At 72.2% G+C, this 21,782-nt stretch carries 22 protein-coding genes; 12 read left to right on the top strand and 10 right to left on the bottom strand.

Annotation, left to right across the window (positions count from 1 at the left end; genetic code table 11):
• Nucleotides 1-62: 62 nt before the first annotated feature.
• A complete protein-coding gene (locus tag AB0953_RS08795; protein WP_366858702.1) occupies nucleotides 63-1,445 on the top strand; it encodes a hypothetical protein in 1,383 nt (460 codons plus the stop codon).
• A gap of 16 nt (nucleotides 1,446-1,461) precedes the next feature.
• Here AB0953_RS08795 and AB0953_RS08790 read toward each other — a convergent pair whose 3' ends face one another.
• The 3 genes from AB0953_RS08790 to ychF all read right to left on the bottom strand — a co-directional run bounded on the left by AB0953_RS08790 (nucleotide 1,462) and on the right by ychF (nucleotide 3,515).
• On the bottom strand, nucleotides 1,462-1,875 hold the full coding sequence (locus tag AB0953_RS08790; RefSeq protein ID WP_366858701.1) for a PIN domain-containing protein: 414 nt from the start codon (nucleotides 1,873-1,875) through the stop codon (nucleotides 1,462-1,464).
• Complete coding sequence (locus tag AB0953_RS08785) at nucleotides 1,857-2,141, bottom strand: hypothetical protein (RefSeq protein ID WP_366858700.1); 285 nt, start codon at nucleotides 2,139-2,141, stop codon at nucleotides 1,857-1,859. Before AB0953_RS08785 ends, AB0953_RS08790 begins: the two co-directional genes overlap by 19 nt.
• Nucleotides 2,142-2,426: 285 nt before the next feature.
• Nucleotides 2,427-3,515: a redox-regulated ATPase YchF gene (ychF, locus tag AB0953_RS08780; protein WP_366858699.1), complete on the bottom strand. Its 1,089-nt coding sequence runs from the start codon at nucleotides 3,513-3,515 to the stop codon at nucleotides 2,427-2,429.
• Between the two features lie 216 nt (nucleotides 3,516-3,731).
• On the opposite strand from ychF, the gene AB0953_RS08775 reads away from it, so the two are divergent.
• Complete coding sequence (locus AB0953_RS08775; protein ID WP_366858936.1) at nucleotides 3,732-4,181, top strand: DUF6542 domain-containing protein; 450 nt, start codon at nucleotides 3,732-3,734, stop codon at nucleotides 4,179-4,181.
• Between the two features lie 27 nt (nucleotides 4,182-4,208).
• Here the strand turns inward: AB0953_RS08775 and ppgK are convergent, their stop codons facing one another.
• Together ppgK and AB0953_RS08765 are read right to left on the bottom strand one after the other, a co-directional pair.
• A complete protein-coding gene (gene ppgK / locus AB0953_RS08770) occupies nucleotides 4,209-4,982 on the bottom strand; it encodes a polyphosphate--glucose phosphotransferase (protein WP_366858698.1) in 774 nt (257 codons plus the stop codon).
• A 21-nt stretch (nucleotides 4,983-5,003) separates the two neighbouring features.
• Nucleotides 5,004-6,008, bottom strand: a complete 1,005-nt coding sequence (locus AB0953_RS08765; protein WP_366858697.1) for a 4-hydroxy-3-methylbut-2-enyl diphosphate reductase — start codon at nucleotides 6,006-6,008, stop codon at nucleotides 5,004-5,006.
• Between the two features lie 95 nt (nucleotides 6,009-6,103).
• Between AB0953_RS08765 and AB0953_RS08760 the strand changes: the two genes are divergently transcribed.
• From AB0953_RS08760 to AB0953_RS08745, 4 genes are all read left to right on the top strand, one after another.
• The gene (locus tag AB0953_RS08760; protein WP_366858696.1) at nucleotides 6,104-7,549 is read left to right on the top strand and encodes an APC family permease; all 1,446 of its coding nucleotides are present in this window, start codon (nucleotides 6,104-6,106) and stop codon (nucleotides 7,547-7,549) included.
• Nucleotides 7,550-7,558: 9 nt separating this feature from the next.
• Nucleotides 7,559-8,776: an exodeoxyribonuclease VII large subunit gene (xseA, locus tag AB0953_RS08755; RefSeq protein WP_366858695.1), complete on the top strand. Its 1,218-nt coding sequence runs from the start codon at nucleotides 7,559-7,561 to the stop codon at nucleotides 8,774-8,776.
• Nucleotides 8,777-8,818: 42 nt separating this feature from the next.
• Nucleotides 8,819-9,073, top strand: a complete 255-nt coding sequence (locus tag AB0953_RS08750) for an exodeoxyribonuclease VII small subunit (RefSeq protein WP_366858694.1) — start codon at nucleotides 8,819-8,821, stop codon at nucleotides 9,071-9,073.
• A 126-nt stretch (nucleotides 9,074-9,199) separates the two neighbouring features.
• On the top strand, nucleotides 9,200-9,790 hold the full coding sequence (locus AB0953_RS08745; protein WP_366858693.1) for a malonic semialdehyde reductase: 591 nt from the start codon (nucleotides 9,200-9,202) through the stop codon (nucleotides 9,788-9,790).
• 109 nt (nucleotides 9,791-9,899) lie between these two features.
• Here the strand turns inward: AB0953_RS08745 and AB0953_RS08740 are convergent, their stop codons facing one another.
• Nucleotides 9,900-10,418, bottom strand: a complete 519-nt coding sequence (locus AB0953_RS08740; protein ID WP_366858935.1) for a DUF4245 domain-containing protein — start codon at nucleotides 10,416-10,418, stop codon at nucleotides 9,900-9,902.
• A gap of 213 nt (nucleotides 10,419-10,631) precedes the next feature.
• Here AB0953_RS08740 and glpX point away from each other — a divergent pair, with 213 nt between their 5' ends.
• Nucleotides 10,632-11,663 (top strand): class II fructose-bisphosphatase, encoded by a 1,032-nt coding sequence (glpX, locus tag AB0953_RS08735; protein ID WP_366858692.1) that lies wholly within the window; start codon nucleotides 10,632-10,634, stop codon nucleotides 11,661-11,663.
• Between the two features lie 110 nt (nucleotides 11,664-11,773).
• Here glpX and AB0953_RS08730 read toward each other — a convergent pair whose 3' ends face one another.
• Both AB0953_RS08730 and AB0953_RS08725 read right to left on the bottom strand, forming a co-directional pair.
• A complete protein-coding gene (locus AB0953_RS08730; protein WP_366858934.1) occupies nucleotides 11,774-12,103 on the bottom strand; it encodes a WhiB family transcriptional regulator in 330 nt (109 codons plus the stop codon).
• A 229-nt stretch (nucleotides 12,104-12,332) separates the two neighbouring features.
• Nucleotides 12,333-13,058, bottom strand: a complete 726-nt coding sequence (locus AB0953_RS08725; RefSeq protein ID WP_366858691.1) for a DUF1707 domain-containing protein — start codon at nucleotides 13,056-13,058, stop codon at nucleotides 12,333-12,335.
• 151 nt (nucleotides 13,059-13,209) lie between these two features.
• On the opposite strand from AB0953_RS08725, the gene AB0953_RS08720 reads away from it, so the two are divergent.
• Nucleotides 13,210-14,877: a fumarate hydratase gene (locus tag AB0953_RS08720; protein WP_366858690.1), complete on the top strand. Its 1,668-nt coding sequence runs from the start codon at nucleotides 13,210-13,212 to the stop codon at nucleotides 14,875-14,877.
• Between the two features lie 54 nt (nucleotides 14,878-14,931).
• Here AB0953_RS08720 and AB0953_RS08715 read toward each other — a convergent pair whose 3' ends face one another.
• Nucleotides 14,932-15,300 carry a hypothetical protein gene (locus tag AB0953_RS08715; protein ID WP_366858689.1) on the bottom strand — a complete coding sequence of 123 codons (369 nt, stop codon included), beginning with the start codon at nucleotides 15,298-15,300 and terminating at the stop codon, nucleotides 14,932-14,934.
• A gap of 53 nt (nucleotides 15,301-15,353) precedes the next feature.
• On the opposite strand from AB0953_RS08715, the gene AB0953_RS08710 reads away from it, so the two are divergent.
• Both AB0953_RS08710 and AB0953_RS08705 read left to right on the top strand, forming a co-directional pair.
• Nucleotides 15,354-16,121, top strand: coding sequence for a glycerophosphodiester phosphodiesterase family protein (locus AB0953_RS08710; protein ID WP_366858688.1), 768 nt, complete (start codon nucleotides 15,354-15,356; stop codon nucleotides 16,119-16,121).
• 134 nt (nucleotides 16,122-16,255) lie between these two features.
• Nucleotides 16,256-16,933: a hypothetical protein gene (locus AB0953_RS08705; protein ID WP_366858687.1), complete on the top strand. Its 678-nt coding sequence runs from the start codon at nucleotides 16,256-16,258 to the stop codon at nucleotides 16,931-16,933.
• A gap of 158 nt (nucleotides 16,934-17,091) precedes the next feature.
• Here the strand turns inward: AB0953_RS08705 and AB0953_RS08700 are convergent, their stop codons facing one another.
• Complete coding sequence (locus tag AB0953_RS08700; RefSeq protein WP_366858686.1) at nucleotides 17,092-18,642, bottom strand: ricin-type beta-trefoil lectin domain protein; 1,551 nt, start codon at nucleotides 18,640-18,642, stop codon at nucleotides 17,092-17,094.
• 107 nt (nucleotides 18,643-18,749) lie between these two features.
• Between AB0953_RS08700 and AB0953_RS08695 the strand changes: the two genes are divergently transcribed.
• Together AB0953_RS08695 and AB0953_RS08690 are read left to right on the top strand one after the other, a co-directional pair.
• Complete coding sequence (locus AB0953_RS08695; RefSeq protein WP_366858685.1) at nucleotides 18,750-20,165, top strand: class II fumarate hydratase; 1,416 nt, start codon at nucleotides 18,750-18,752, stop codon at nucleotides 20,163-20,165.
• A gap of 115 nt (nucleotides 20,166-20,280) precedes the next feature.
• Entirely contained in the window at nucleotides 20,281-20,976 is a 696-nt protein-coding gene (locus AB0953_RS08690) for a DUF402 domain-containing protein (protein WP_366858684.1), read from the top strand.
• Nucleotides 20,977-21,782: the final 806 nt, after the last annotated feature.

The following is a 21,782-nucleotide window of genomic DNA, read 5'->3' as shown; positions in this document are numbered from 1 at the left end:
CCCGCAAGGGCAGCGGGCATCGTCTCCGTGTGCAGGGCATTCAGGGAACGGCGGGAGGCTACATGGAACAGGCCCTCAACAAGCGGCAGCAGGCCGTGCTCGGCTGGGTGGGCCAGGGGTGTCCCGACGGAGTCTGGCCAGACAGCACGTACAAGACCAGCGGACAAGCCCTGCAGAACCGAGGGCTCATGAAAGTCACCAAACGCCGCGGGCATTGGAGCGTCCACCTCACCGAGAAGGGGCGGCAGCATCTCATCGAACGCGGCATCCGCCCCGTGGAGCAGAGCACCCGACCGCCGGAGCGCCCCGCGGCACCGCCGCGCCCCCGAGCCGTGCCGAAGGCCCTTGCGAACTACGCGGACCAGCTACTCGATGAACTGGCCGTTGCGAACGACGGCTGTCTCATCAAGCCCATCGAATCCGGCCCGCACGCGGTGAATTGGGCGTCACGGGTCCACGCCGCCCGCAAGTCCGGCAAGATCCCCCACACGCAGGAAATCCACGGATACCGCACCCACCGCGGCTACGAGATCAAGCTGGTCAACATCCCTGCCTGGCGCCTCGCGGAACTCACCCCGCTCCCTGTGCCGGCCAGACTCACCAAACCCCATGCCGTCGTGGCCGCCCTCCAAAAGCAACCGCAGCCCATGGGCCTGACCAAACCCCTCCAGGGCCGAGCCCTGCGCATCATCCAAACCCTCATCGCCGCCACCACAGCCCAAGGCCACAAGGCATCGCTCGGCACCACACAAGGCGCGCCCCCGCCCCATCGGCGCCGCAAGGCACCACCGCACTTCTCCATCACCGCCCACGGCGAAAGTGTCGGATTCCTCGTCCTCCAAGAACAGGACCGCAACGAACACGTCCCCACAGACAAGGAACTCGCCGACGCCAAGAAGCACTCATGGATGCGCATCCCCCGCTTCGACTACACCCCCTCCAGCCGCCTACGCTTCATACTCCGCGGCGGCAGCCCGCACCGTGCAAGCGAATGGGCAGATCTCCCCGACCGGCCTCTGGAAGAACAACTCGCCGAGATCGTGCAGGAGGTCGGACTCCGCGGCGAGGCCGCAGAACGCAAACGCCTTGCAGGCCAGCAAGCCAGAGAGCTACAGCAAAAGCGCTGGGAAGCCGCCATGCAGGAAGCGCACGCCGCCTACGCCCACGCCTACCGCGTCAAACACCTCGGAGAACAGGCGGACACCTGGTACCAGGCCAGGCGCCTGACTGAATACGTCGCAGCAGTAGGCGTCCATGCCACATCACTTCCGCCCGGGCAGGAGCGGACCGAGGTCGAGGCGTGGCTCGCGTTCGCGGACGCGCACCTCCAAAACCTCACCGGATCGGTCTCAGCGCCGAAACTGCCCACGCCGCCGAAACCCAGCGGCGACGACCTCAAGCCCTTCCTCGGTCACTGGAGCCCCTACGGACCCCGCTCCTACTGAGCCGGACCAAGGGAAATCACACCGCCACGAGCCGGACCCGCTCGCCGCACAGCTTGGCCATGTCGTCAATATCGGAAGTCAGCATGACCACGGGGCGGTGCTGTCGCAGCGCGGCCTCGGCGACGGCCGCATCGATCGCGTACTTGTGTCCGTGCAATCCGGCATTCATCAGCAACTTCGAGGCAGCCCTCGCCTCCTCGTCACCGACCGGGACGACCCGCAGCCCGGAAAGCACCCAGTTCAGGCGTGACTTGTTCGTACGGGCGTGGACGGCCTCGATGATGGTGAGCGCACTGATCACGACCTCCATGCCACGCGAGCGCGCCTCGGCGATCAGAGCCACCACCTGTTCTTCGTCAGCGAGCAGCTTCGAGAGTCCCTCGCTGTCGAGGACGAGCGTCCCCTCGTGTCTCAGCCTGCGGCGGGCCACTCGGCCTCCTCGGCGAACACCTGGTCGAAGACCTGCCGCGCCCGCTGACGAGCCGGCTCGGAGACCGGCCCCTTGCGGCTCTCGTAGTCCGCCAGGTACTCGTCCAGGACCTGCCCGCGCAGCTCACGCTCGACCGCCTCGGCGATGAACGCGGAGAACTCCCGCTTGCCCACGCGAGCCCGGATCGCCTCCGCGGTCCCCTCCGGCAGCGACAAGCTCACCCGCGTCGCTGGCCCTTCCCCGATGCTGTACGTCGCCTCAGCCATACCCTCGATTGTGTCAAACGAGTAGGAAAAGCGCCACGTCTGCACTACCTTCACAGCTCGGTCAGCGCCCCGCTCACGCAAATCCCAGCACGGGCACCCCCATCCCATCCCATCCCAGCACGATCCCAGCACGGTAGGGATGAGCAGGGGCGATGACAGGTGACGAGGGGTCAGCTATCCCAGCACCATCCCAGCACGGGAAAAACCAAGGGCCCGACCCCGAAGAGTCGGACCCTCTCTGACCTGCACGTTTGCCAGATCAGCGACGTGGTGATACGTCACCCGCTACACGTTGAACCTGAACTCGACCACGTCGCCGTCCTGCATGACGTAGTCCTTGCCCTCCATGCGGGCCTTGCCCTTGGCGCGGGCTTCGGCGACCGAGCCGCATTCGACCAGGTCCTCGAAGGAGATGACCTCGGCCTTGATGAAGCCGCGCTGGAAGTCGGTGTGGATCACGCCGGCGGCCTCGGGGGCGGTGGCGCCCTGCTTGATGGTCCAGGCGCGGGTTTCCTTCGGGCCGGCCGTCAGGTACGTCTGCAGGCCCAGGGTGGCGAAGCCGACGCGGCCGAGGGTGGCGAGGCCGGGCTCGTCCTGGCCGACGGACTGGAGGAGCTCGAGGGCCTCCTCGTCGTCCAGCTCGGCGAGGTCCGCCTCCAGCTTGGCGTTGAGGAAGATCGCCTCCGCCGGCGCGACCAGCGCCGACTGCTCGGCCTTGAAGGCGTCGTCCGTCAGCTCGTCCTCGTCGACGTTGAAGACGTACAGGAACGGCTTCGTCGTGAGCAGGTGCAGCTCGTGCAGGAGGTCGCCCTGCTCGGTGCCCTTGGTGATGCCGTGGGAGAACAGGGTGTCGCCGGCCTCGAGGATCTTCTGGGCCTTCTCCACCGCCGCCAGCACCGCGACCTTGTCCTTCTGGAGGCGGGCCTCCTTCGTCAGGCGCGGGACGGCCTTCTCGATGGACTGCAGGTCGGCGAGGATCAGCTCGGTGTTGATGGTCTCGATGTCGTCCTTCGGCGAGACCTTGCCGTCGACGTGGACGACGTTCTCGTCCTTGAAGGCGCGGATGACCTGGCAGATCGCGTCCGACTCGCGGATGTTCGCGAGGAACTTGTTGCCCAGGCCCTCGCCCTCCGAGGCGCCGCGGACGATGCCCGCGATGTCGACGAAGTCGACGGTCGCCGGGAGGATCCGCTGCGAGCCGAAGATGCCGGCGAGGACGGCCAGGCGGGCGTCGGGGACACCGACGACGCCGACGTTCGGCTCGATGGTGGCGAACGGGTAGTTGGCCGCCAGCACGTCGTTCTTGGTCAGGGCGTTGAACAGGGTCGACTTGCCGACATTCGGCAGGCCGACGATTCCGATCGTGAGCGACACGTTGGCGACTTCCCGTAGCTGGAGGGGGCGGCGGCCCGGGAGTGGGCCACCGGACAGTTTACTTTCCGCTGGGCGCCGGTCGTTGTACGCGTGTCCCCGCAGGGATAGCGGCCCCGCCCCGCCTAGTTTGGTGGGGTGGAGCGACACAGGACGCGTTCGGCGTATCACCCGCAGCGACAGCAGCAGCCCCGCGCCCGCGCGGCCGCGCCGCAGGGCATGCCCGGCGTGCCCTCGCAGGGCGGGCCGCCGCGGCCGGCTGCGGGGCGTAGGCTGCCGCGGCCGATGCTGACGGGGCTCGGCGGCGGGCTGTTCGCGTGCGTGTCCATGACCCTGGTCGCCGGGTTCGTCTGGCTGTTCTTCGACGGTTCGCTGTTCGGGTACGGGCTGCTGTTCCTGCCCGTCTCGGCCGCCACCGCGATCTGGGTGCGGCCCGCCGACCTGGTCACCGCCCCGATCGCCGCGCCGATCGCCTTCGCCGTCGGGGTCTGGCCGATCTCCGGCGGCTCGGGCGGCGGCTTCGGCGCGCAGCTGATGGGGGTCGTGTCCGCGCTGGCGCTGCACGCCGGCTGGCTGTACGGCGGCACGCTGGTCGCCGCCCTGATCGCGATGGGCCGCAAGGCCGTGCTCATGGGGAAGCGGGGCCGGCTCCCCCGCCGGGCTTCCTGACGCCCAGCCCCAGAACACCCCGCCGGGCTAGCCCGGCCCCTCCTCCGCCGCCATCGCCGGCTTGGTCGCCTTCGCCGCCATGGCCGCTCCCACGATGCCGGCGTTGTTCTGGAGCGCCGCCGGGACGATCTCGGCGCGGATCCCGTCGATCAGCGGCAGGAACTTCTCCGGCTTGCGGCTGACGCCGCCGCCGAGGATGAAGAGGTCGGGCGAGAACAGCATCTCCACGTGCGCCAGGTACTTCTGCACCCGGCGCGCCCAGCGCTCCCAGGTCAGCTCCCCCTCCTCCTTGGCCTTGACCGACGCCCGCTTCTCCGCGTCGTGGCCCTTGAGCTCCAGGTGCCCGAGCTCCGAGTTCGGCACGAGCCGCCCGTCCGTGAACACGGCGCTGCCGATGCCGGTGCCCAGGGTCAGCAGGATGACGGTGCCGGTGCGGCCGCGGCCCGCCCCGTACGTCATCTCCGCGACGCCGGCCGCGTCGGCGTCGTTGAGGACGGTGACCGGCCGGCCGCCGAGCCGCTCGGAGAGCAGGGCGGCGGTGTCCACGCCGATCCACGACTTGTCCATGTTGGCGGCGGTGCGGGTGACGCCGCCGGTGACCACGCCGGGGAAGGTCACCCCGACGGGTCCGTCCCAGTCGAAGTGGCGCACCACCTCGACGACGCAGCCCGCCACCCCGTCGGGGGTGGCCGGCTGCGGTGTCAGTACTTTGTGGCGCTCCTGCGCCAGGTCGCCGCGGTCCAGGTCCACGGGAGCGCCCTTGATCCCGGTACCGCCGATGTCCACACCGAAGAGCTGCATGGACTCACCGTACGGAAACCGTCACTCGTCTGCGACCAGGGCGGCCGCCTCGGCGCGCAGGTCGCGGCGCAGCTCCTTCGGGAGCGAGAAGGTGATCGACTCCTCGGCGGTCTTGACGATCTCGACGTCGGCGAAGCCGCGCTCCGCCAGCCATTCGAGGACCTGCTCGACGAGGACCTCCGGCACCGAGGCGCCCGAGGTCAGGCCGACCGTGGTGACGCCGTCGAGCCAGGCCTCGTCGATCTCGCTCGCGAAGTCCACGAGGTGGGCGGCGCGGGCGCCGGCGTCGAGGGCGACCTCGACGAGCCGGATCGAGTTGGAGGAGTTCTTCGAGCCGACGACGATGACCAGGTCGGAGTCGGCGCCCATGGCCTTGACCGCCGCCTGCCGGTTGGAGGTGGCGTAGCAGATGTCGTCGCTGGGCGGGGAGACGAGCAGCGGGAACTTGGTCTTCAGCGCGTCGACCGTCTCCATCGTCTCGTCGACGGAGAGGGTGGTCTGGGAGAGCCAGACGACCTTGGACTCGTCGCGGACGGTGACCTTGTCGACGTCGTCCGGGCCGTCGACGATCGTGATGTGCTCGGGGGCCTCGCCGGAGGTGCCGATGACCTCCTCGTGGCCCTCGTGGCCGATCAGGAGGATGTCGAAGTCCTCCTTCGCGTACCGGATGGCCTCCTTGTGGACCTTGGTGACCAGCGGGCAGGTCGCGTCGATCGTCGCGAGCCGGCCGCGCGCCGCCTCCTCGTGCACCACCGGAGCCACGCCGTGGGCGGAGAACATCACGATGGAGCCCGGCGGGACCTCCTCCGTCTTCTCGACGAAGACGGCGCCCTTTTTCTGCAGCGTCTGCACGACGTACTTGTTGTGCACGATCTCGTGGCGCACATAGACCGGGGCGCCGTACTGCTCGAGGGCCTTCTCGACGGCGATCACGGCTCGGTCGACGCCCGCGCAGTAGCCGCGGGGGGCGGCGAGCAGGACGCGGCGGGAAGCGGGAGCAGGGGCGGCAGCACTCATGCGGTCCATCGTACGGGGGTCCGTGCCGGGCCACGCAGCGGCGGTTCGCCGCGGAACGGGACGGACGTGTCGCATCTCCGTGCCGGCCGTCGCGCGGAGGAATGATGGCCTCCGTGAGGGATTCCGGTGCCGGTACGGCGTCTTCGTCAGCGTCAGCGTCAGCGCCGGCAGCCGGTGCGGGCGGCGCCGGTCTGCGGCGCAGCCTCGGTTTCCGGGACCTGGTGGTGTACGGGCTGCTGTTCATCGCCCCCATGGCCCCGGTCGGGGTCTTCGGCACGCTCGACGCCCGCTCGCACGGGGCGGTGGCCCTGGTGTACCTGGCGGCGACCGCCGCGATGGCCCTGACGGCGTCGAGCTACGCCCGGATGGTCCGGGTGGCCCCGCAGGCCGGGTCGGTGTTCACGTACGCCCGCAAGGGGCTCGGCGAGGGCGCGGGCCTGGTGGCGGGGTGGATGGCGATGCTGGACTACCTGCTGATCCCGGCGGTGGCGTACCTGTTCTCCGGGATCGCGATGCACGCGCTGGTGCCGGGGGTCTCGCGGTGGGCGTGGACGGCGCTGGCCGTGCTGGTGACCACCGCCCTGAACCTGTGGGGGGTACGGGCGGCCGCGCGCGTCGGCTTCGCGGTGCTGGCACTGGAGGTCGCGGTGCTGCTGGTGTTCACGGCCGCCGCCGCGGCGGCGCTGGTGCAGGACGGGCCGCGGCGCGGCTGGCTGTCGCCGCTGACGGGGGACGGCTCGCTGGGCGGCTCCTCCGCGGCGGCGGTCCTCGGCGCGGTGTCGGTGGCGGTGCTGTCGTACCTGGGCTTCGACGCGATCGCCTCCTTCGCGGAGGAGGCGGCCGGGGGCCCGGCGCGGGTGGCGCGGGCGGTGCTGTTCTGCCTGGGGCTGGCCGGGCTGCTGTTCGCGGTCCAGTCGTACCTGGCGGCGCTGCTGATGCCGGTGCCCGCGGCCGCTCTCGCGGCGGACCCGGCGCAGCAGGGCCCGGCGTTCTACACGGCGGTGGAGTCCTCCGTCGGGCCGTGGCTGCACGACCTGGTCGCGGCCGGCAAGGCGGTCGGTGCGGCGTTCGCCGCGCTGGCCGGGCAGGCGGCGGCCGGCCGGCTGGTGTTCGCCATGGCCCGGGAGCGGCGCCTGCCGCGGGCGCTGGCGCGCACCTCGGGCGGGACCCCGCGGCCGGCGCTGCTGGCGGCCGCGCTGATCACGCTGGTCGCGGCGGTGTGGGCGGCCCGGCGCGACGACGGGCTGGACCACCTGGTCTCCGTGGTGGACATCGGGGCGCTGGTGGCGTTCACGCTGCTGCACGCCTCGGTCGTCGGCTGGTTCGTCGTACGGCGCGGCGGGGGCGCGCCGGTGTGGTGGAAGCACCTGCTGGTGCCGGTGCTGGGCGCGGCGGTGACCGTCGCGGTGATCGTCGAGGCGTCCCCGACGGCGCAGGTCGTGGGGGCGGTGTGGCTCGCGGTCGGCCTGGGAGTGCTGGTGCTCCAGCGCGGCCGACGCGCCGACGGCCGCCGGGCCGGGCCCGGAGACGGTGTCGGTGCGGGCGGTTAGCCTGCGTGCATGGGTCTGAATACATCGGCCGACGCGCCGCTGCCGGTCGGCCGGGTGTCGCGGCTCATCGGGGGCTGGATCGACCGGCTCGGCCAGGTCTGGGTGGAGGGGCAGATCACGCAGCTCTCGCGGCGGCCGGGGGCCGGGGTGGTCTTCCTGACGCTGCGCGACCCCTCGCACGACATCTCGATCGGGGTGACCTGCTTCCGGCAGGTCTACGACGAGGTCGCGGACGCGGTGACGGAGGGCTCGCGCGTCGTGGTCCTGGCCAAGCCCGAGTGGTACGCCCCGCGCGGCCAGCTGTCGCTGCGGGCCACGGAGATACGGCCGGTGGGCATCGGCGAGCTGCTCGCCCGGCTGGAGCGGCTCAAGCGCTCGCTGGCCGCCGAGGGCCTGTTCGCCCTGGACCGCAAGAAGCCGCTGCCGTTCCTGCCGCAGCTGATCGGGCTGGTGGTCGGGCGGGCCTCGGCGGCCGAGCGCGACGTGCTGGAGAACGCGCGGCGCCGCTGGCCGGCGGTCCGCTTCGAGGTGCGCAACGTGGCCGTGCAGGGCGTGCACGCGGTGCCGCAGGTGGTCCGGGCGGTCCAGGAGCTCGACGCCCTGGACGAGGTCGACGTGATCATCGTGGCGCGCGGCGGCGGCAGCGTGGAGGACCTGCTGCCGTTCTCCGACGAGGAGGTCGTGCGGGCGGTCGCGGCGGCCCGCACGCCGGTGGTCTCGGCGATCGGGCACGAGCCGGATGCGCCGCTGCTGGACCTGGTCGCGGACCTTCGGGCCTCCACGCCCACGGACGCGGCGAAGAAGGTCGTCCCGGACGTCGGCGAGGAGCTGGAGCGGGTGCGCCAGCTCCAGGCGCGGGGCCTGCGGGCCGTGCGCGCGCTGCTGGACCGGGAGGAGCGGGGGCTCGCGCACGCCCTCGGCCGGCCGGTGTTCGTCCATCCGCAGCGGATGGTGGAGAGCCGGGAGGAGGAGCTGGACGCCCTGCTGGGGCGCAGCCGGCGCACGCTGGGCCACCTGTTGGACCGGGCGGACTCCGAACTCGCGCACACCCTGGCCCGGGTGGTGGCCCTGTCCCCGGCGGCGACGCTGGAACGCGGCTATGCGGTGCTGCAGCGGGCGGACGGGCACGTGGTGCGCTCGCCGGGGGACGTGGCGGACGACGAGGTGCTGCGCGCGCGGGTGGCGGAGGGCGAGTTCTCCGTACGGGTCAAGGGACTCGATACATGACACGACATGACACGGCAACCGGATGCAGGAACGGAAGCGGGAATGACTGAAACCGATACCTCGTTGGGGTACGAGCAGGCGCGCGACGAGCTCATCGAGGTCGTCCGCAGGCTGGAGGCCGGCGGCACCTCCCTGGAGGAGTCGCTCGCGCTCTGGGAGCGGGGCGAGGAACTCGCGCAGGTCTGTCGCCGCTGGTTGGAGGGGGCGCGGGCCCGTCTGGACTCGGCGCTCGCGGCCCGCGAGGCCGGGGCGGACGAGCGCGGCGAGCGGGACGACCGGGGCTCGGGGGACGCCTGAGACAGGGGCGCCGGGCGTGAAGCGTGATCCGCGCCACTCGTGGCCAGATTTAGTTGAAAATTCGACTAAATCCGCCCTAGAGTCGGGACGACGCTTCACCTCTCCGCATGGAAGAAGGCCTTTCCGATGTCCCTCGTTCTTGACTCCGCCGCCCAGGACCTGCTGTTCCGCGAGGCCCGCACCGCCAACACGTTCTCGGACGAGCCGGTGACCGAGGAGCAGGTCCAGGCGATCTACGACCTGGTCAAGTACGGCCCCACCGCCTTCAACTCGACTCCGCTGCGCATCACCCTGGTCCGCTCTCCCGAGGCCCGCGAGCGCCTGGTGAACCTGATGATGGAGGGCAACCAGGAGAAGACGGCCGCCGCGCCGCTCGTGGCGATCCTCTCCGCGGACAACGAGTTCCACGAGGAGCTGCCGACCCTGCTGCCGCACTTCCCGCAGGCCAAGGACGTCTTCTTCAGCGAGCGCCCGGCCCGCGAGGCCTCCGCGCTGATGAACGCCGCCATGCAGGCCGCGTACTTCATCGTCGGCGTGCGCGCCGCCGGCCTGGCGGCCGGCCCGATGGGCGGCGTGGACTTCGCCGGCGTCCAGAAGGAGTTCCTGGACGACGACCACACCCCGCTGATGGTCGTCAACATCGGCAAGCCGGGCGAGAACGCCTGGCACCCCCGCGGCCCGCGCCTGGGCTTCGACGAGGTCATCACCACCGTCTGAGCCGGCACGCCCCGCCGCCCGCCCTGCGTGAAAGGCCGCCCGCCCCGGCTCCCGGGGCGGGCGGCCTTTCACGCGTTCTCGACGGCGTACGGCACGACCGGTCCGGCGGCTACTGCCCCTGCTTGAACTCCAGGGCCGCCGCCATCGCGCCGAGGCCCTCGAAGGGGGCCGTTCCGGTCACCACCGTGACGTGGCCCTGCTCCTGCCGGACCAGGGCGTCGTACTTCTCGCCCTCCCAGCGCTCCCAGGACGCGCCGCCGACCTGCTGCGTCTGCCCGGTGGCCTTCGCCCGCTGGGTGACCTTCTCCAGGTACCCGGGCGAGACGTCGCTGGACTGCTCGATCGCCACGTACTGGCCCTCGGGGTCCAGGAAGCCCAGGTGCCAGGCGTTGGCCGACTTCCGGTCGAAGGTCACCGAGGTCGCCCGCCACTGCGCGTCCAGCCCCGCCGGGGCCGCGACCGGGTACGGCGCCGCGCGCCGGGCCGTCAGCGTCTCCACCCGGTAGTCGACCACGTGTGTCGGATCGGCCTTCTCGTCATGGGGGACGAAGATGTAGATCCCCGCCACGACGACACCGATCACCGCCAGCGACCGGACCATGTCCCAGACCGTCTGCTTGCCCTTCATACCTGCCACGCCACCATCGTCCCCCATCGCCGGACGCGATCACCGCCGGGGTGGGCGCCGCGCCCCGCGGTCCCCGCAAGACGTCCGCTCAGGCCAAACGCCTGACCGATAATCCGCTCATACGTGACCCGCCCTGCTCAGTTTGTCGACGTAGCGATAGAGTTCCAGCACCCTCACCTTCCCGGCCGTCGTCGTACAGAAAGGTGCGCTCCGATGTCCGAGCACAACCTGCCGCCCCAGCTCGAAGTCTCTCCCGAGGCCCCCGACCGCAACCTCGCCCTGGAGCTCGTCCGGGTGACCGAGGCCGCAGCCATGGCCGCGGGCCGCTGGGTCGGACGCGGTGACAAGCTCGGCGCCGACGGCGCCGCGGTCAACGCCATGCGCACCCTGATCTCCACCGTCTCGATGAACGGCGTCGTCGTCATCGGCGAGGGCGAGAAGGACGAAGCCCCCATGCTCTTCAACGGCGAGCGGGTCGGCGACGGCACCGGCGCCGAGGTCGACATCGCCGTGGACCCGATCGACGGCACCACCCTGAACGCCAAGGGCATGCCGAACGCGATCGCCGTCCTGGCCGCCGCCGACCGCGGCACCATGTTCGACCCGTCCGCGGTCTTCTACATGGAGAAGCTGGTCACCGGCCCGGAGGCCGCCGACTTCGTCGACATCAACGCCCCGGTCTCGGTCAACATCCGCCGCGTCGCCAAGGCCAAGAACATGGCCGTGGAGGACGTCACCGTCGTCATCCTGGACCGCCCCCGCCACGAGGGCATCGTCAAGGAGATCCGCGAGACGGGCGCCCGGATCAAGTTCATCTCCGACGGCGACGTCGCCGGCTCGGTCATGGCGGTGCGCGAGGGCACCGGCGTGGACCTGCTCATGGGCATCGGCGGCACCCCCGAGGGCATCATCTCGGCCTGCGCCATCAAGTGCCTGGGCGGTGTCATCCAGGGCAAGCTGTGGCCGAAGGACGAGGCCGAGCGGCAGAAGGCCATCGACGCGGGCCACGACCTCGACCGCGTCCTGACCACCAACGACCTGGTCTCCGGCGAGAACGTCTTCTTCGTCGCCACGGGCATCACGGACGGCGAGCTGCTGCGCGGCGTCCACTACCGCTCCGAGACCGCGACGACGTCCTCCCTGGTCATGCGCTCGAAGTCCGGCACGATCCGGCAGATCGACTCCACGCACCGCCTGTCGAAGCTGCGCGCGTACAGCGCCATCGACTTCGACCGGGCGCAGTAGGCGCGGCAGTCGGTACGAGCGCACCCGGCCGGCAGCGCGCGCCGGCACAGCGAGAGGGGCGGTTCCCGTGTGCGGCGGGACCGCCCCTCTCGCGCGCCTGCGTACGGGCCTCAGCCCGCGGCGGCTATCGTTCCGGCGGCCGGCGCCTGGCGCAGCTCCGCCGCCCGGCGCCGGCGGCGGGCCAGCACCACGCGGCGCTCGGCCGCGGTCAGGCCGCCCCAGACCCCGTACGGCTCGGGCTGGAGCAGGGCGTGCTCGCGGCAGGCGACCATGACGGGGCAGCGCGCGCACACGCGCTTGGCGGCCTCCTCCCGCGAGAGCCTCGCCGCGGTCGGCTCCTTGGAGGGGGCGAAGAACAGCCCCGCCTCGTCCCGGCGGCACACCGCCTCGGCGTGCCATGGGCCGTCCTCTTCCCTCGCCGGCGCCAGCGGCTTCGGCACGGGGGCGGCGGCCGGCCGCGCCTGAAGGGTCTGTACGGCGGCTACCTGCAGGGACTGATGCGGCGGATGCTGCACGGTCTACTCCTGACGACGGATACGCAAGCGAGAGACGATGCAGCTGTCCCTACCCGCTGTGCGCGCCCCTATGCACTGGGTACCGCGCCCGCGCCGCCCCAGGAGAAGTCGACCGAAATACGACGCGGAATCCAGCCGTCCCCCCGCCGGCCGGCTAGCGCTGCGGGCGTCCCCGCAGCTTCAGCGCCAGGTCGACCAGGCGGGAGCCGGGCCTGGGCCGGGCCTCGATGTTGCCGAGCAGGGCGAAGCCGCGGATGATCACCACCGGGGCGTGGGGGTCGACGCCGGGCCGCCCCTCGCCGTGCACCTCGAAGTTCCCGAGGACACCGCTGCCGTGACCGCGCAAGGTGACGTTTTCCGGGACCAGGACCTCCACGTTCCCCAGCACGCAGGTCACGTCGATCTCGGTGACCTGCTGCTCGAAGACGGCCTCGGTGAGGTCGAGGGTGATGTCGCCGAGGACGGAGACCGCGCGGGTCCGGGGGCCCGGCCGCCAGCGGCCCTTGCGCGCCGAGCTGCTGCACACGGCGACGACCGCCTCGGGGGCGGCGGGCAGGCCGGCGGGGCCGCTCGGGGCGGGGCCGGGCGCGTACGCGGGCGCCGCGGCGGCGTGGGGGCCGCCGGGCGCGGGCAGGTCCCGTACCAGCAGGTCCAGCTCGGCGACCGTCTTCACGGCGTACAGCGCGTCCAGCCGCTCGGAGTGCTCCTGCGCGGTCAGCCGGCCCTCGGCGAGGGAGTCGGCCAGGATCTGCGCGATCCGGTCGCGGTCGGCGTCGGAGGCGCGCAGCGCGGGGGCCGGCGCCGCGGCATCAGCGGACGCGGCGGAGGCGGCATCCGCAGGGGCGGCAGCAGGGGTTGCAGGGTGCTTTTCCAGGTCCACGCCCGCCAGCATAGCGAGACACGATAGATCGCGATAGTCGGCGGTGAGCCTTACCTCACAGACACAGCGCCCCGGCGAGGTCCTAGGCTGGATGACCGCGCTGCCAATTGGTCGTCAGCGCTGTCTGCCCGAGTAGAGGATGACTGCCGTCATGCCAGAGTTTGCGTACACCGACCTGCTGCCCTTGGGCGAGGACACCACCCCCTACCGGCTGGTGACCTCCGAGGGCGTCTCGACCTTCGAGGCCGACGGCCGTACGTTCCTCAAGGTCGAGCCGGAGGCGCTGCGCAAGCTCGCCGAAGAGGCCATCCACGACATCCAGCACTTCCTGCGCCCGGCGCACCTCGCGCAGCTGCGCCGGATCATCGACGACCCCGAGGCCTCCTCGAACGACAAGTTCGTCGCCCTGGACCTGCTGAAGAACGCGAACATCGCGGCGGCCGGCGTCCTGCCGATGTGCCAGGACACGGGCACGGCCATCGTCATGGGCAAGCGCGGGCAGAACGTGCTCACCGCCGGCGGTGACGAGGAGGCCCTCTCCCGCGGCATCTACGACGCGTACACGAAGCTGAACCTGCGCTACTCGCAGATGGCCCCGCTGACGATGTGGGAGGAGAAGAACACCGGCTCGAACCTGCCCGCGCAGATCGAGCTGTACGCGACCGACGGCGGCGCGTACAAGTTCCTCTTCATGGCCAAGGGCGGCGGCTCGGCCAACAAGTCGTTCCTGTACCAGGAGACCAAGGCGGTCCTCAACGAGGCCTCCATGATGAAGTTCCTGGAGGAGAAGATCCGCTCGCTCGGCACGGCGGCCTGCCCGCCGTACCACCTGGCGATCGTCGTCGGCGGCACCTCGGCGGAGCACGCGCTGAAGACCGCCAAGTACGCCTCCGCCCACTACCTGGACGAGCTGCCCCGCGAGGGCTCCGCCCTCGGCCACGGCTTCCGCGACGAGGCCCTGGAGCAGCAGGTCTTCGAGCTGACGCAGAAGATCGGCATCGGCGCCCAGTTCGGCGGCAAGTACTTCTGCCACGACGTCCGCGTCGTCCGCCTCCCCCGCCACGGCGCGTCCCTCCCGGTCGCGATCGCGGTCTCCTGCTCCGCCGACCGCCAGGCGGTCGCGAAGATCACCGCCGAGGGCGTCTTCCTGGAGCAGCTGGAGCGCGACCCGGCCCGCTTCCTGCCGGACACCACCGACGAGCAGCTGGCCGAGTCCTCCGACGTGGTCTCCATCGACCTCAACCAGCCGATGGACGAGATCCTGGCGACGCTGACCAAGCACCCGGTCAAGACCCGCCTGTCCCTGACCGGCCCGCTGGTCGTGGCGCGCGACATCGCGCACGCCAAGATCAAGGAGCGGCTGGACGCGGGCGAGGACATGCCGCAGTACCTGAAGGACCACCCGGTGTACTACGCCGGCCCGGCCAAGACCCCCGAGGGCTACGCCTCGGGCTCCTTCGGCCCGACCACGGCCGGACGCATGGACAGCTACGTCGAGCAGTTCCAGGCGGCGGGCGGCTCCAAGGTCATGCTGGCCAAGGGCAACCGCTCGCAGCAGGTCACGGACGCCTGCGGCACGCACGGCGGCTTCTACCTCGGCTCGATCGGCGGCCCGGCGGCCCGCCTGGCGCAGGACTGCATCAAGAAGGTCGAGGTCCTGGAGTACGAGGAGCTCGGCATGGAGGCCGTCTGGAAGATCGAGGTGGAGGACTTCCCGGCCTTCATCGTCGTCGACGACAAGGGCAACGACTTCTTCCAGAACCCGGCTCCGGAGCCGACCTTCACCCACATCCCGGTCCGCGGGCCGGGCCTGGCGTAAGCGGCGCTCGTCGGCGGCCGGCACCGGCGCTGCCCGCACGGGGCCCGGGGGTGATCACCCCCGGGCCCCGTCCCGCATCCGGCCCAGCCACTGCGCCTCGACCGGCGTGGCGTCGATGCCGTACGCCCGCGCGTCGCGCAACTGAGGAAGGGTGAGCCCGTACAGCTCGCGGACGGCGGCGAGCGGGACGCCGTCCGGCCCGCCGACGGCGAGGCGCACGGCGCCCTCCCCGGCGAGGATCCGCTCGCGGATCCGGGGCGGCGGCGGGCCCCAGCCGCCGCCGCAGGCCTGGTACGCGTGCCCCTCGGCGGTGCAGTACTCCTGCTGCTCCCACCGCAGCCGGCCGTCCACGACGACCTGCCACGCCTCGGAGCGGCAGGACCCGCACGGTTCGCAGGGGGATGTCACGAAGAGTTCGGCCATCCGTGGAGGATGCGGTATCGGCGCCTCCACCGCAGCCGGTTAACGTCTGGGGCATGACAGAGCTGCTGTTCCCCACCGCGCGCGACGTGCGGGTCATCGCTCATCGCGGCGCCTCCCACGACCACCCCGAGCACACCCTCGCCGCGTACCGGCAGGCCATCGCCGACGGCGCCGACGCGCTGGAGTGCGATGTGCGGCTGAGTGCCGACGGGCGGCTGGTGTGCGTGCACGACCGGACCGTGGAGCGGACCTCCGACGGGCGCGGCGTGGTCTCCGCCCTCACCTACGAGCAGCTCGCCGCGTTCGACTTCGGCCGGTGGAAGGGCGAGGAGCACCGGGGCGCGCAGGTGCTGCTGTTCGAGGACCTGCTCAAGGAGGCGCTGGCCGCGGACCGGCCCGTGGGCCTGGCCGTGGAGACGAAGCACCCCACCCGCGCCGGCGGCCGCCTGGAGGCCGAGCTGGTGCGGGTCCTGAAGGACCACGGGCTCGCCGACGGCTCCGACGGCCGCGTCGAGGTGATGAGCTTCTCCCGCAACGCGCTGGTCCGGCTGAACCGGCTGGCGCCCGGGCTGCCCGCGGTGTACCTGATCGAGCGGAGCCTGCGCCCGCCGCGGCCGCCCTTCGCGGGCCACGCCGGCCCGGGCATCGAGCTCGTCCGCAGGGACCCGGGGCTGGTGGCGCGGCTGAAGGCCAAGGGGCTGCGGGTCCGCGTCTGGACCGTCGACGAGATCGCGGACGTGGAGCTGTGCCTGCGCCTCGGCGTGGACACGCTGATCACGAACCGGCCCCGGCAGGTGCGGGAGTACCTCGACGGGCTCTAGGGGGCGCGGGTGCGTCTGCCGTTCGGGGGAGGCGGGGGCCGCGAGGTCCGGCCGATCGGCAGATGTCCCGGGGGCGGGGCCCCGGCGAGGGTGGGGGGTGTCGACAACCACCCGATCCGACCCGGGAGTTCATGATGGACACCAGCACCGGCACGAGCACCGGCACGAAGCGCGTCACCCTGTGCGCCGGGGGCGCCGCCCTCGTCGCGCTGGCCACCGTAGTGGCGGGGGCCTCCGGCGCGCCCGCCGCGCAGAAGCCCGCCGCCGCGGCCGTGCACGGGGCCGCGGCCGTGCGCTACGACTACGCCCCCGCCGACAACGACATCCGGTTCACGGTCGATGCCGAGGCGGCCCCCTTCACCCGGCCCTTCCCGGGCCCGCAAGGCGCGAAGGGCTCGCCCGTCGACGCCCGTGGCAAGGTGACCGTGTACCACTCCGTCCCCGGCCGCGGCGTCGGCACCTCCGAGGCGGAGGTGGACTGCCTGGTGACCGGCGGCCGGACCGCGACGCTCACCGCGATCGTGACGAAGTCCAACATCGGCGACGTCGGCAAGCGCATCGGGATCAGCGTGCAGGACGGCCGCCACGGCGAGCCCGACCGGCTGGGCTTCTCCTGGGGCATCGCCAACCTCGACCCCCCGCACACCGACGGCGAGGGCGACGTCGCGAAGGCGACGGTGGGCACCTGCATGGCGCCGGCGCCCTTCACCACGGTCGTCAAGGGCGGCTTCGCCGTGACCCCGGCCGCGCTTCCCCCGCTGCCGGACGGCTTCGGGAGCAGCGCCACGCCCGCCGCCGCGCACCGCGACTGAGGCCGGGGCGCGGGCCCGGACGGGGAAGGGCGACCCGGCCGTCGGCCCGGACCGGCCCCGAACGGCAGGACACCCGGCCGGGGCACCGGCCGGGTGTGGGGGCTTCGGCCGCGGCGGAGCGGCCCTGGGGGCGGGGCGGATGGTGCGGTGCGCGGGAGTCAGGCGAAGCGCTGGTTCGGCGAGCCGTTGCAGGGCTGGAGGCGGGCCTGCTCGTGCGCGGAGGCCACGGTCAGGCACATGCCCCGGGCGGCGGCGGGCCGCAGGGTGGCGCCGTCGCGGACCCAGGTCTGGTTGGCGCCGCCGTGGCAGTTCCACAGGATCAGGCCGGTGCCGGCGCCGTAGTCGGCCCCGGGGACGTCCAGGCAGCGGTCGTGGGTGAGCTCGGTGTGCACGGAGGAGCGGGCCGCGTCGTACCACCAGCCCTGGTTGCGGCCGCCGTGGCAGTCCCAGCCCAGGGCGGCGGTGCCGTTCGCACTGGCTCCGCCCCTGGCGTCGAGGCAGTTGCCGGTGGCCTCGTTCTCGAGCGGCGCGTACAGGTCGTCCCAGGCGCCGGCCTGCAGGACGGGCGTGCCGGTGCTCGCGGGGTCGGCACAGGAGGCCTCGCGCAGCCCGGAGGCGTAGAGCTGGGTGAGGCACGACGCGAACGCCCCGTGCCCGCGGTAGTTGGGGTGGAAGGACTGCCGGGCGGTGTTCTCGTCCCACGGGAAGTGGTCGCCGAGGTCCAGGTAGAGCCCGCGCGCCCAGGCGTCCTCCATGCAGACCTCGTGGCCGTGGAAGAGCCGCGAGTTGTCCAGGAACAGGGCCCCGGAGGTGCGTGCGGCCTCGCGCAGGCCCTTCTCGAAGGCCGGGACGGCCTGGTTGCGGCCCCAGGTGGCGTCGGAGTCGTAGCCGGCGCAGCCGCCGGGGAGCTTGCCGGGGAAGTTCGGGTTGTCGTAGAAGTCGGGGCCGATGGGGCTGGGGTAGCCCATGACCACGAGCTTGTAGTCGGTGTCGGCGTACCCTGCGTCGCGCATGACCTTCTTCAGGTCCCCTACGGTGGCCTCCACCTTGGGCTTCAGGCCGTCGACGCGGGCCTGCCAGCCGGGGGCGTACTTGGGCTCGCAGGTGCCCTGGCCGAGCACCCAGCGGGAGACGCAGTCGGTCATGACGGGGCCGAACTGGAGGTCGTCGTTGGCGCCGGCGACGAGCAGCACCATCTTGATCCGGGTGTTGCGGGCCTTGATGGCGAGGTTGTCGCTCTGCACCAGCTCGTCGGCGTACTGCTTGCTGCCGCCGATGCGGATGTTGCCGGTGTACGCGCCGGAGCAGGCGACGTTGAAGGTGAGGTCGGCCGGGATGCCGGTGCGGTGGATCGCCGTGTCGGGCGAGCGGTGGCACTGGTTGGAGGAGGTGTTGGTGGCGGGGTCGTAGGTGCCGACGCCCTCGCCGGAGATCTCGCTGTCGCCGAGGGAGATCAGCCCGGTCTTGCGCTCGGCCGGGGGGCGCACGGCCGGGTCGCCGTAGATCCGGGTGGCCTCGGCCGCGCGGATCGCCTCCAGTTCCGGGGGCAGCGGCACGGCGGCCGCGGGGGCGCCGGTTCCGGCCACGGCGGCGCCGGTGGCCGCCTGGGCCATGGGGGTGATGGCGGTGACGCCTCCGAGGGCGGCCGCGACCGCCGCGAGCGCGGCGACGGTACATCTGAGCCTGGGTCTGCCGGTCACACGTGTCATGCACGCCTCCCCGATGTCGGTGTTACCCCGGGTATTTACTGGTCGGTAGGGGAGATGGGAACACTTCGAACAAGACGATTGCTCAACTTTTTGAGGAGGCAGCGAACATGACGAACGATCAGCACCACAGCGGTGACACCGGCTCGCACCGCATCGAGCACGACTCGATGGGCGAGGTCAAGGTGCCCGCCCACGCCAAGTGGCGGGCCCAGACCCAGCGGGCGGTGGAGAACTTCCCGCTCTCGGGCCAGCGGCTGGAGCGCGCCCACATCGAGGCGCTCGCGCACATCAAGGCCGCGGCCGCGCGGGTCAACGCCCGCCTCGGCGTCCTCGACGGGGAGACGGCCGAGGCGATCGCCGCGGCCGCCGCCGAGGTGGCCGAGGGGCGCTGGGACGAACACTTTCCGGTGGACGTGTTCCAGACCGGCTCGGGGACCTCGTCCAACATGAACACCAACGAGGTGATCGCCACCCTGGCCGCCGAGCGGCTCGGCCGCGAGGTGCACCCCAACGACCACGTCAACGCCTCGCAGAGCTCCAACGACGTGTTCCCCTCCTCCATCCACATCGCGGCGACCGCCGCCGTCACCCGCGACCTCGTCCCGGCCCTGCGCCACCTGGAGCTGGCCCTGGAGCGCAAGGCCGCCGAGTTCGCCGAGGTGGTCAAGGCCGGCCGGACGCACCTGATGGACGCCACACCCGTCACCCTGGGCCAGGAGTTCGGCGGGTACGCCGCCCAGGTCCGCTACGGGATCGAGCGGCTGGAGTCGGTGCTGCCGCGCCTCGCCGAACTGCCGCTGGGCGGCACGGCGGTCGGCACCGGCATCAACACCCCGGCCGGTTTCTCGGCCGATGTGATCGCCGAGGTGGCCGCCGCCACGGGGCTGCCGCTGACCGAGGCGCGCAACCACTTCGAGGCCCAGGGGGCGCGGGACGCGCTGGTGGAGACCTCGGGGATGCTGCGTACGATCGCGGTCTCGTTCACCAAGATCTGCAACGACCTGCGCTGGATGGCCTCGGGACCGCGCACCGGATTGGCCGAAATCAATCTGCCCGACCTGCAGCCGGGCTCCTCGATCATGCCCGGGAAGGTCAATCCGGTGATTCCGGAAGCCGTGCTGATGATCGCGGCGCAGGTGACCGGGAACGACACCGCGGTCGCGGTGGCGGGTGCGGCGGGCAATTTCGAGCTCAACGTGATGCTCCCGGTGATGGCCCGGAACCTGCTCGAGTCGATCCGGCTGCTGAGCGCCGCGAGCCGCCTGCTGGCCGACCGCACGGTCGACGGGATCACCGCCAATGCGGCGCGGGCCAGGGAGTACGCCGAATCCTCCCCCTCCGTGGTGACCCCGCTGAACCGGTACATCGGCTACGAGGAGGCGGCCAAGGTCGCCAAGCGGTCCCTCGCGGAGCGGAAGACGATCAGGGAGGTCGTCCTGGAGTCCGGCTACGTCGACCGCGGCGAGCTGACCCTGGAACAGCTCGACGAGGCCCTGGACGTGCTGCGGATGACGCGGCCCTGAAATCGGTTCCGGGCGGGTTCCGGACAGGGGCCGGATCCGGTCGTTTCCCGCCCCCGGACACCCTCCGTGACCTGCACCGCAGCGGGCGCGAGGGCCGCAGCCCTAATATCTGCGCATGACAGGTACGGCAGGCCGCGGGGGCGGCGGAGCACAGGACACTCGCTGGCGGCCCGGGGAACAGATCCTCTGGCGCTACCGCGACCACGCCCCCGGCCTGACGGGCGCGGTCCACATCTGCCGCCCGGTCACCGTGGTGCAGGACACCGACGACCTGCTGGCCGTGTGGATGGCGCCGGGCACCGAGTGCGTCAAGCCGGTGCTGGCCGACGGCACCCCCGTGCACGAGGAGCCGCTCGCGACCCGCTACACCGCGCCGCGCACCACCGTGCGCGCGCGCTGGTTCGGTGCGGGGGTGCTGAAGCTGGCCCGGCCCGGGGAGCCGTGGTCGGTGTGGCTGTTCTGGGAGCACGGCTGGCGGTTCAAGAACTGGTACGTCAACCTCGAGGAGCCGCGGGCGCGCTGGGCGGGCGGCGTCGACTCCGTCGACCACTTCCTGGACATCTCCGTGTACCCCGACCGTACGTGGAAGTGGCGCGACGAGGACGAGTTCGCGCAGGCGCAGCGCTCGGGCCTGATGGACGCGGAGCAGGCGCGGCGCGTGGAGGAGGCGGGACGGGCCGCCCTGGAGGTGATCAAGGCCTGGGGCACTCCGTACTCCGACGGCTGGCAGGACTGGCGGCCCGATCCGGCATGGCAGGTTCCGGTCCTGCCCGAGGACTGGGACCGCACCCCGGCGCATATGACCTCATGAGACCCTTGATGCGCCCCCGGGGTTGAACCGTAATATCTCCCTCCGCAAGGGCGGGCGCGCCTGCCACGCTCGACTGCACAGCCGTAAATGTCGTGCGATATGCGGGACTTGACCGGGGGTCAGCGGGGGGAGAGGTAACGAGCGGGACGCGGAACGCGGGGCGATGGTGCCCCCGCCGCTGAGCGGGTATACCGCGACTGACCGAGTTGAGTGCAGCGCACATCGAGCGCAAACGGACGGAATGCCACGCGTGACGGAGTACCCCACCTCGCAGGAGGGCCCGCAGCCTGCCGCGGCCGCCGCCACACCGGCCCACGGCGGCCCCGGGCTGCCCGCTGCCTCCGGCGGCGACGCGCGCGAGCGGGGCCACGGGAAGGCCGGTGCGTCCGGTGCGTCCGGCGCGTCCGGCTCCGGCCGCTGCACGGAGGAGCTGGGCCACGGCAAGGCTTCCCTGCCGGCCGCCGAGGCCGTCCGCGGCACGGCCGCGTCCGGCGAGGACCCGCCGCGCGCGCACGCGGACGCCGGCCCGGGCCCCGAGCTCCCGCGCCCCCGCACCGAATCGGCCTCCGCGGCGCAGGAGGACGGCCCGCGCCGCGGCCGCACCGCCCGCGGCCGGGACGCCGAGGCCGCCCGCAACGCGGGCTCCGCGGGCCGCCCCCGCCGCGCCGGCCACCGCGCCGCCGGCGGCGGCTCCGGCCGCGGCACGGAGCTGCCCGCGGGCCGGACCCACGAGGGCCAGGGCGCTCCCGAGGGCGCGGCCGCCACTGCCGGAACCGACGCATCCGCCGGCGGCTCCACGGCCGCGG

Source organism: Streptomyces sp. NPDC046866 (assembly GCF_040704625.1).
In the GTDB taxonomy this organism is placed as follows: Bacteria; Actinomycetota; Actinomycetes; order Streptomycetales; family Streptomycetaceae; genus Streptomyces.
The sequence above is the reverse complement of the archived record's forward strand: the minus strand, read 5'-3'. Positions and strand labels throughout refer to the sequence as shown.

Coding starts and splice junctions, on each gene's coding strand:
- AB0953_RS08705 (WP_366858687.1), top strand. CDS start 16,256: ATGGACACCAGCACCGGCACGAGCACCGGCACGAAGCGCGTCACCCTG.
- ppgK (WP_366858698.1), bottom strand. CDS start 4,982: ATGCAGCTCTTCGGTGTGGACATCGGCGGTACCGGGATCAAGGGCGCT.
- AB0953_RS08710 (WP_366858688.1), top strand. CDS start 15,354: ATGACAGAGCTGCTGTTCCCCACCGCGCGCGACGTGCGGGTCATCGCT.
- AB0953_RS08720 (WP_366858690.1), top strand. CDS start 13,210: ATGCCAGAGTTTGCGTACACCGACCTGCTGCCCTTGGGCGAGGACACC.
- AB0953_RS08690 (WP_366858684.1), top strand. CDS start 20,281: ATGACAGGTACGGCAGGCCGCGGGGGCGGCGGAGCACAGGACACTCGC.
- AB0953_RS08795 (WP_366858702.1), top strand. CDS start 63: ATGGAACAGGCCCTCAACAAGCGGCAGCAGGCCGTGCTCGGCTGGGTG.
- AB0953_RS08700 (WP_366858686.1), bottom strand. CDS start 18,642: ATGACACGTGTGACCGGCAGACCCAGGCTCAGATGTACCGTCGCCGCG.
- AB0953_RS08775 (WP_366858936.1), top strand. CDS start 3,732: ATGCCCGGCGTGCCCTCGCAGGGCGGGCCGCCGCGGCCGGCTGCGGGG.
- AB0953_RS08740 (WP_366858935.1), bottom strand. CDS start 10,418: ATGAAGGGCAAGCAGACGGTCTGGGACATGGTCCGGTCGCTGGCGGTG.
- AB0953_RS08760 (WP_366858696.1), top strand. CDS start 6,104: ATGGCCTCCGTGAGGGATTCCGGTGCCGGTACGGCGTCTTCGTCAGCG.
- AB0953_RS08785 (WP_366858700.1), bottom strand. CDS start 2,141: ATGGCTGAGGCGACGTACAGCATCGGGGAAGGGCCAGCGACGCGGGTG.
- AB0953_RS08715 (WP_366858689.1), bottom strand. CDS start 15,300: ATGGCCGAACTCTTCGTGACATCCCCCTGCGAACCGTGCGGGTCCTGC.
- AB0953_RS08695 (WP_366858685.1), top strand. CDS start 18,750: ATGACGAACGATCAGCACCACAGCGGTGACACCGGCTCGCACCGCATC.
- glpX (WP_366858692.1), top strand. CDS start 10,632: ATGTCCGAGCACAACCTGCCGCCCCAGCTCGAAGTCTCTCCCGAGGCC.
- AB0953_RS08745 (WP_366858693.1), top strand. CDS start 9,200: ATGTCCCTCGTTCTTGACTCCGCCGCCCAGGACCTGCTGTTCCGCGAG.
- xseA (WP_366858695.1), top strand. CDS start 7,559: ATGGGTCTGAATACATCGGCCGACGCGCCGCTGCCGGTCGGCCGGGTG.
- AB0953_RS08750 (WP_366858694.1), top strand. CDS start 8,819: ATGACTGAAACCGATACCTCGTTGGGGTACGAGCAGGCGCGCGACGAG.
- AB0953_RS08765 (WP_366858697.1), bottom strand. CDS start 6,008: ATGGACCGCATGAGTGCTGCCGCCCCTGCTCCCGCTTCCCGCCGCGTC.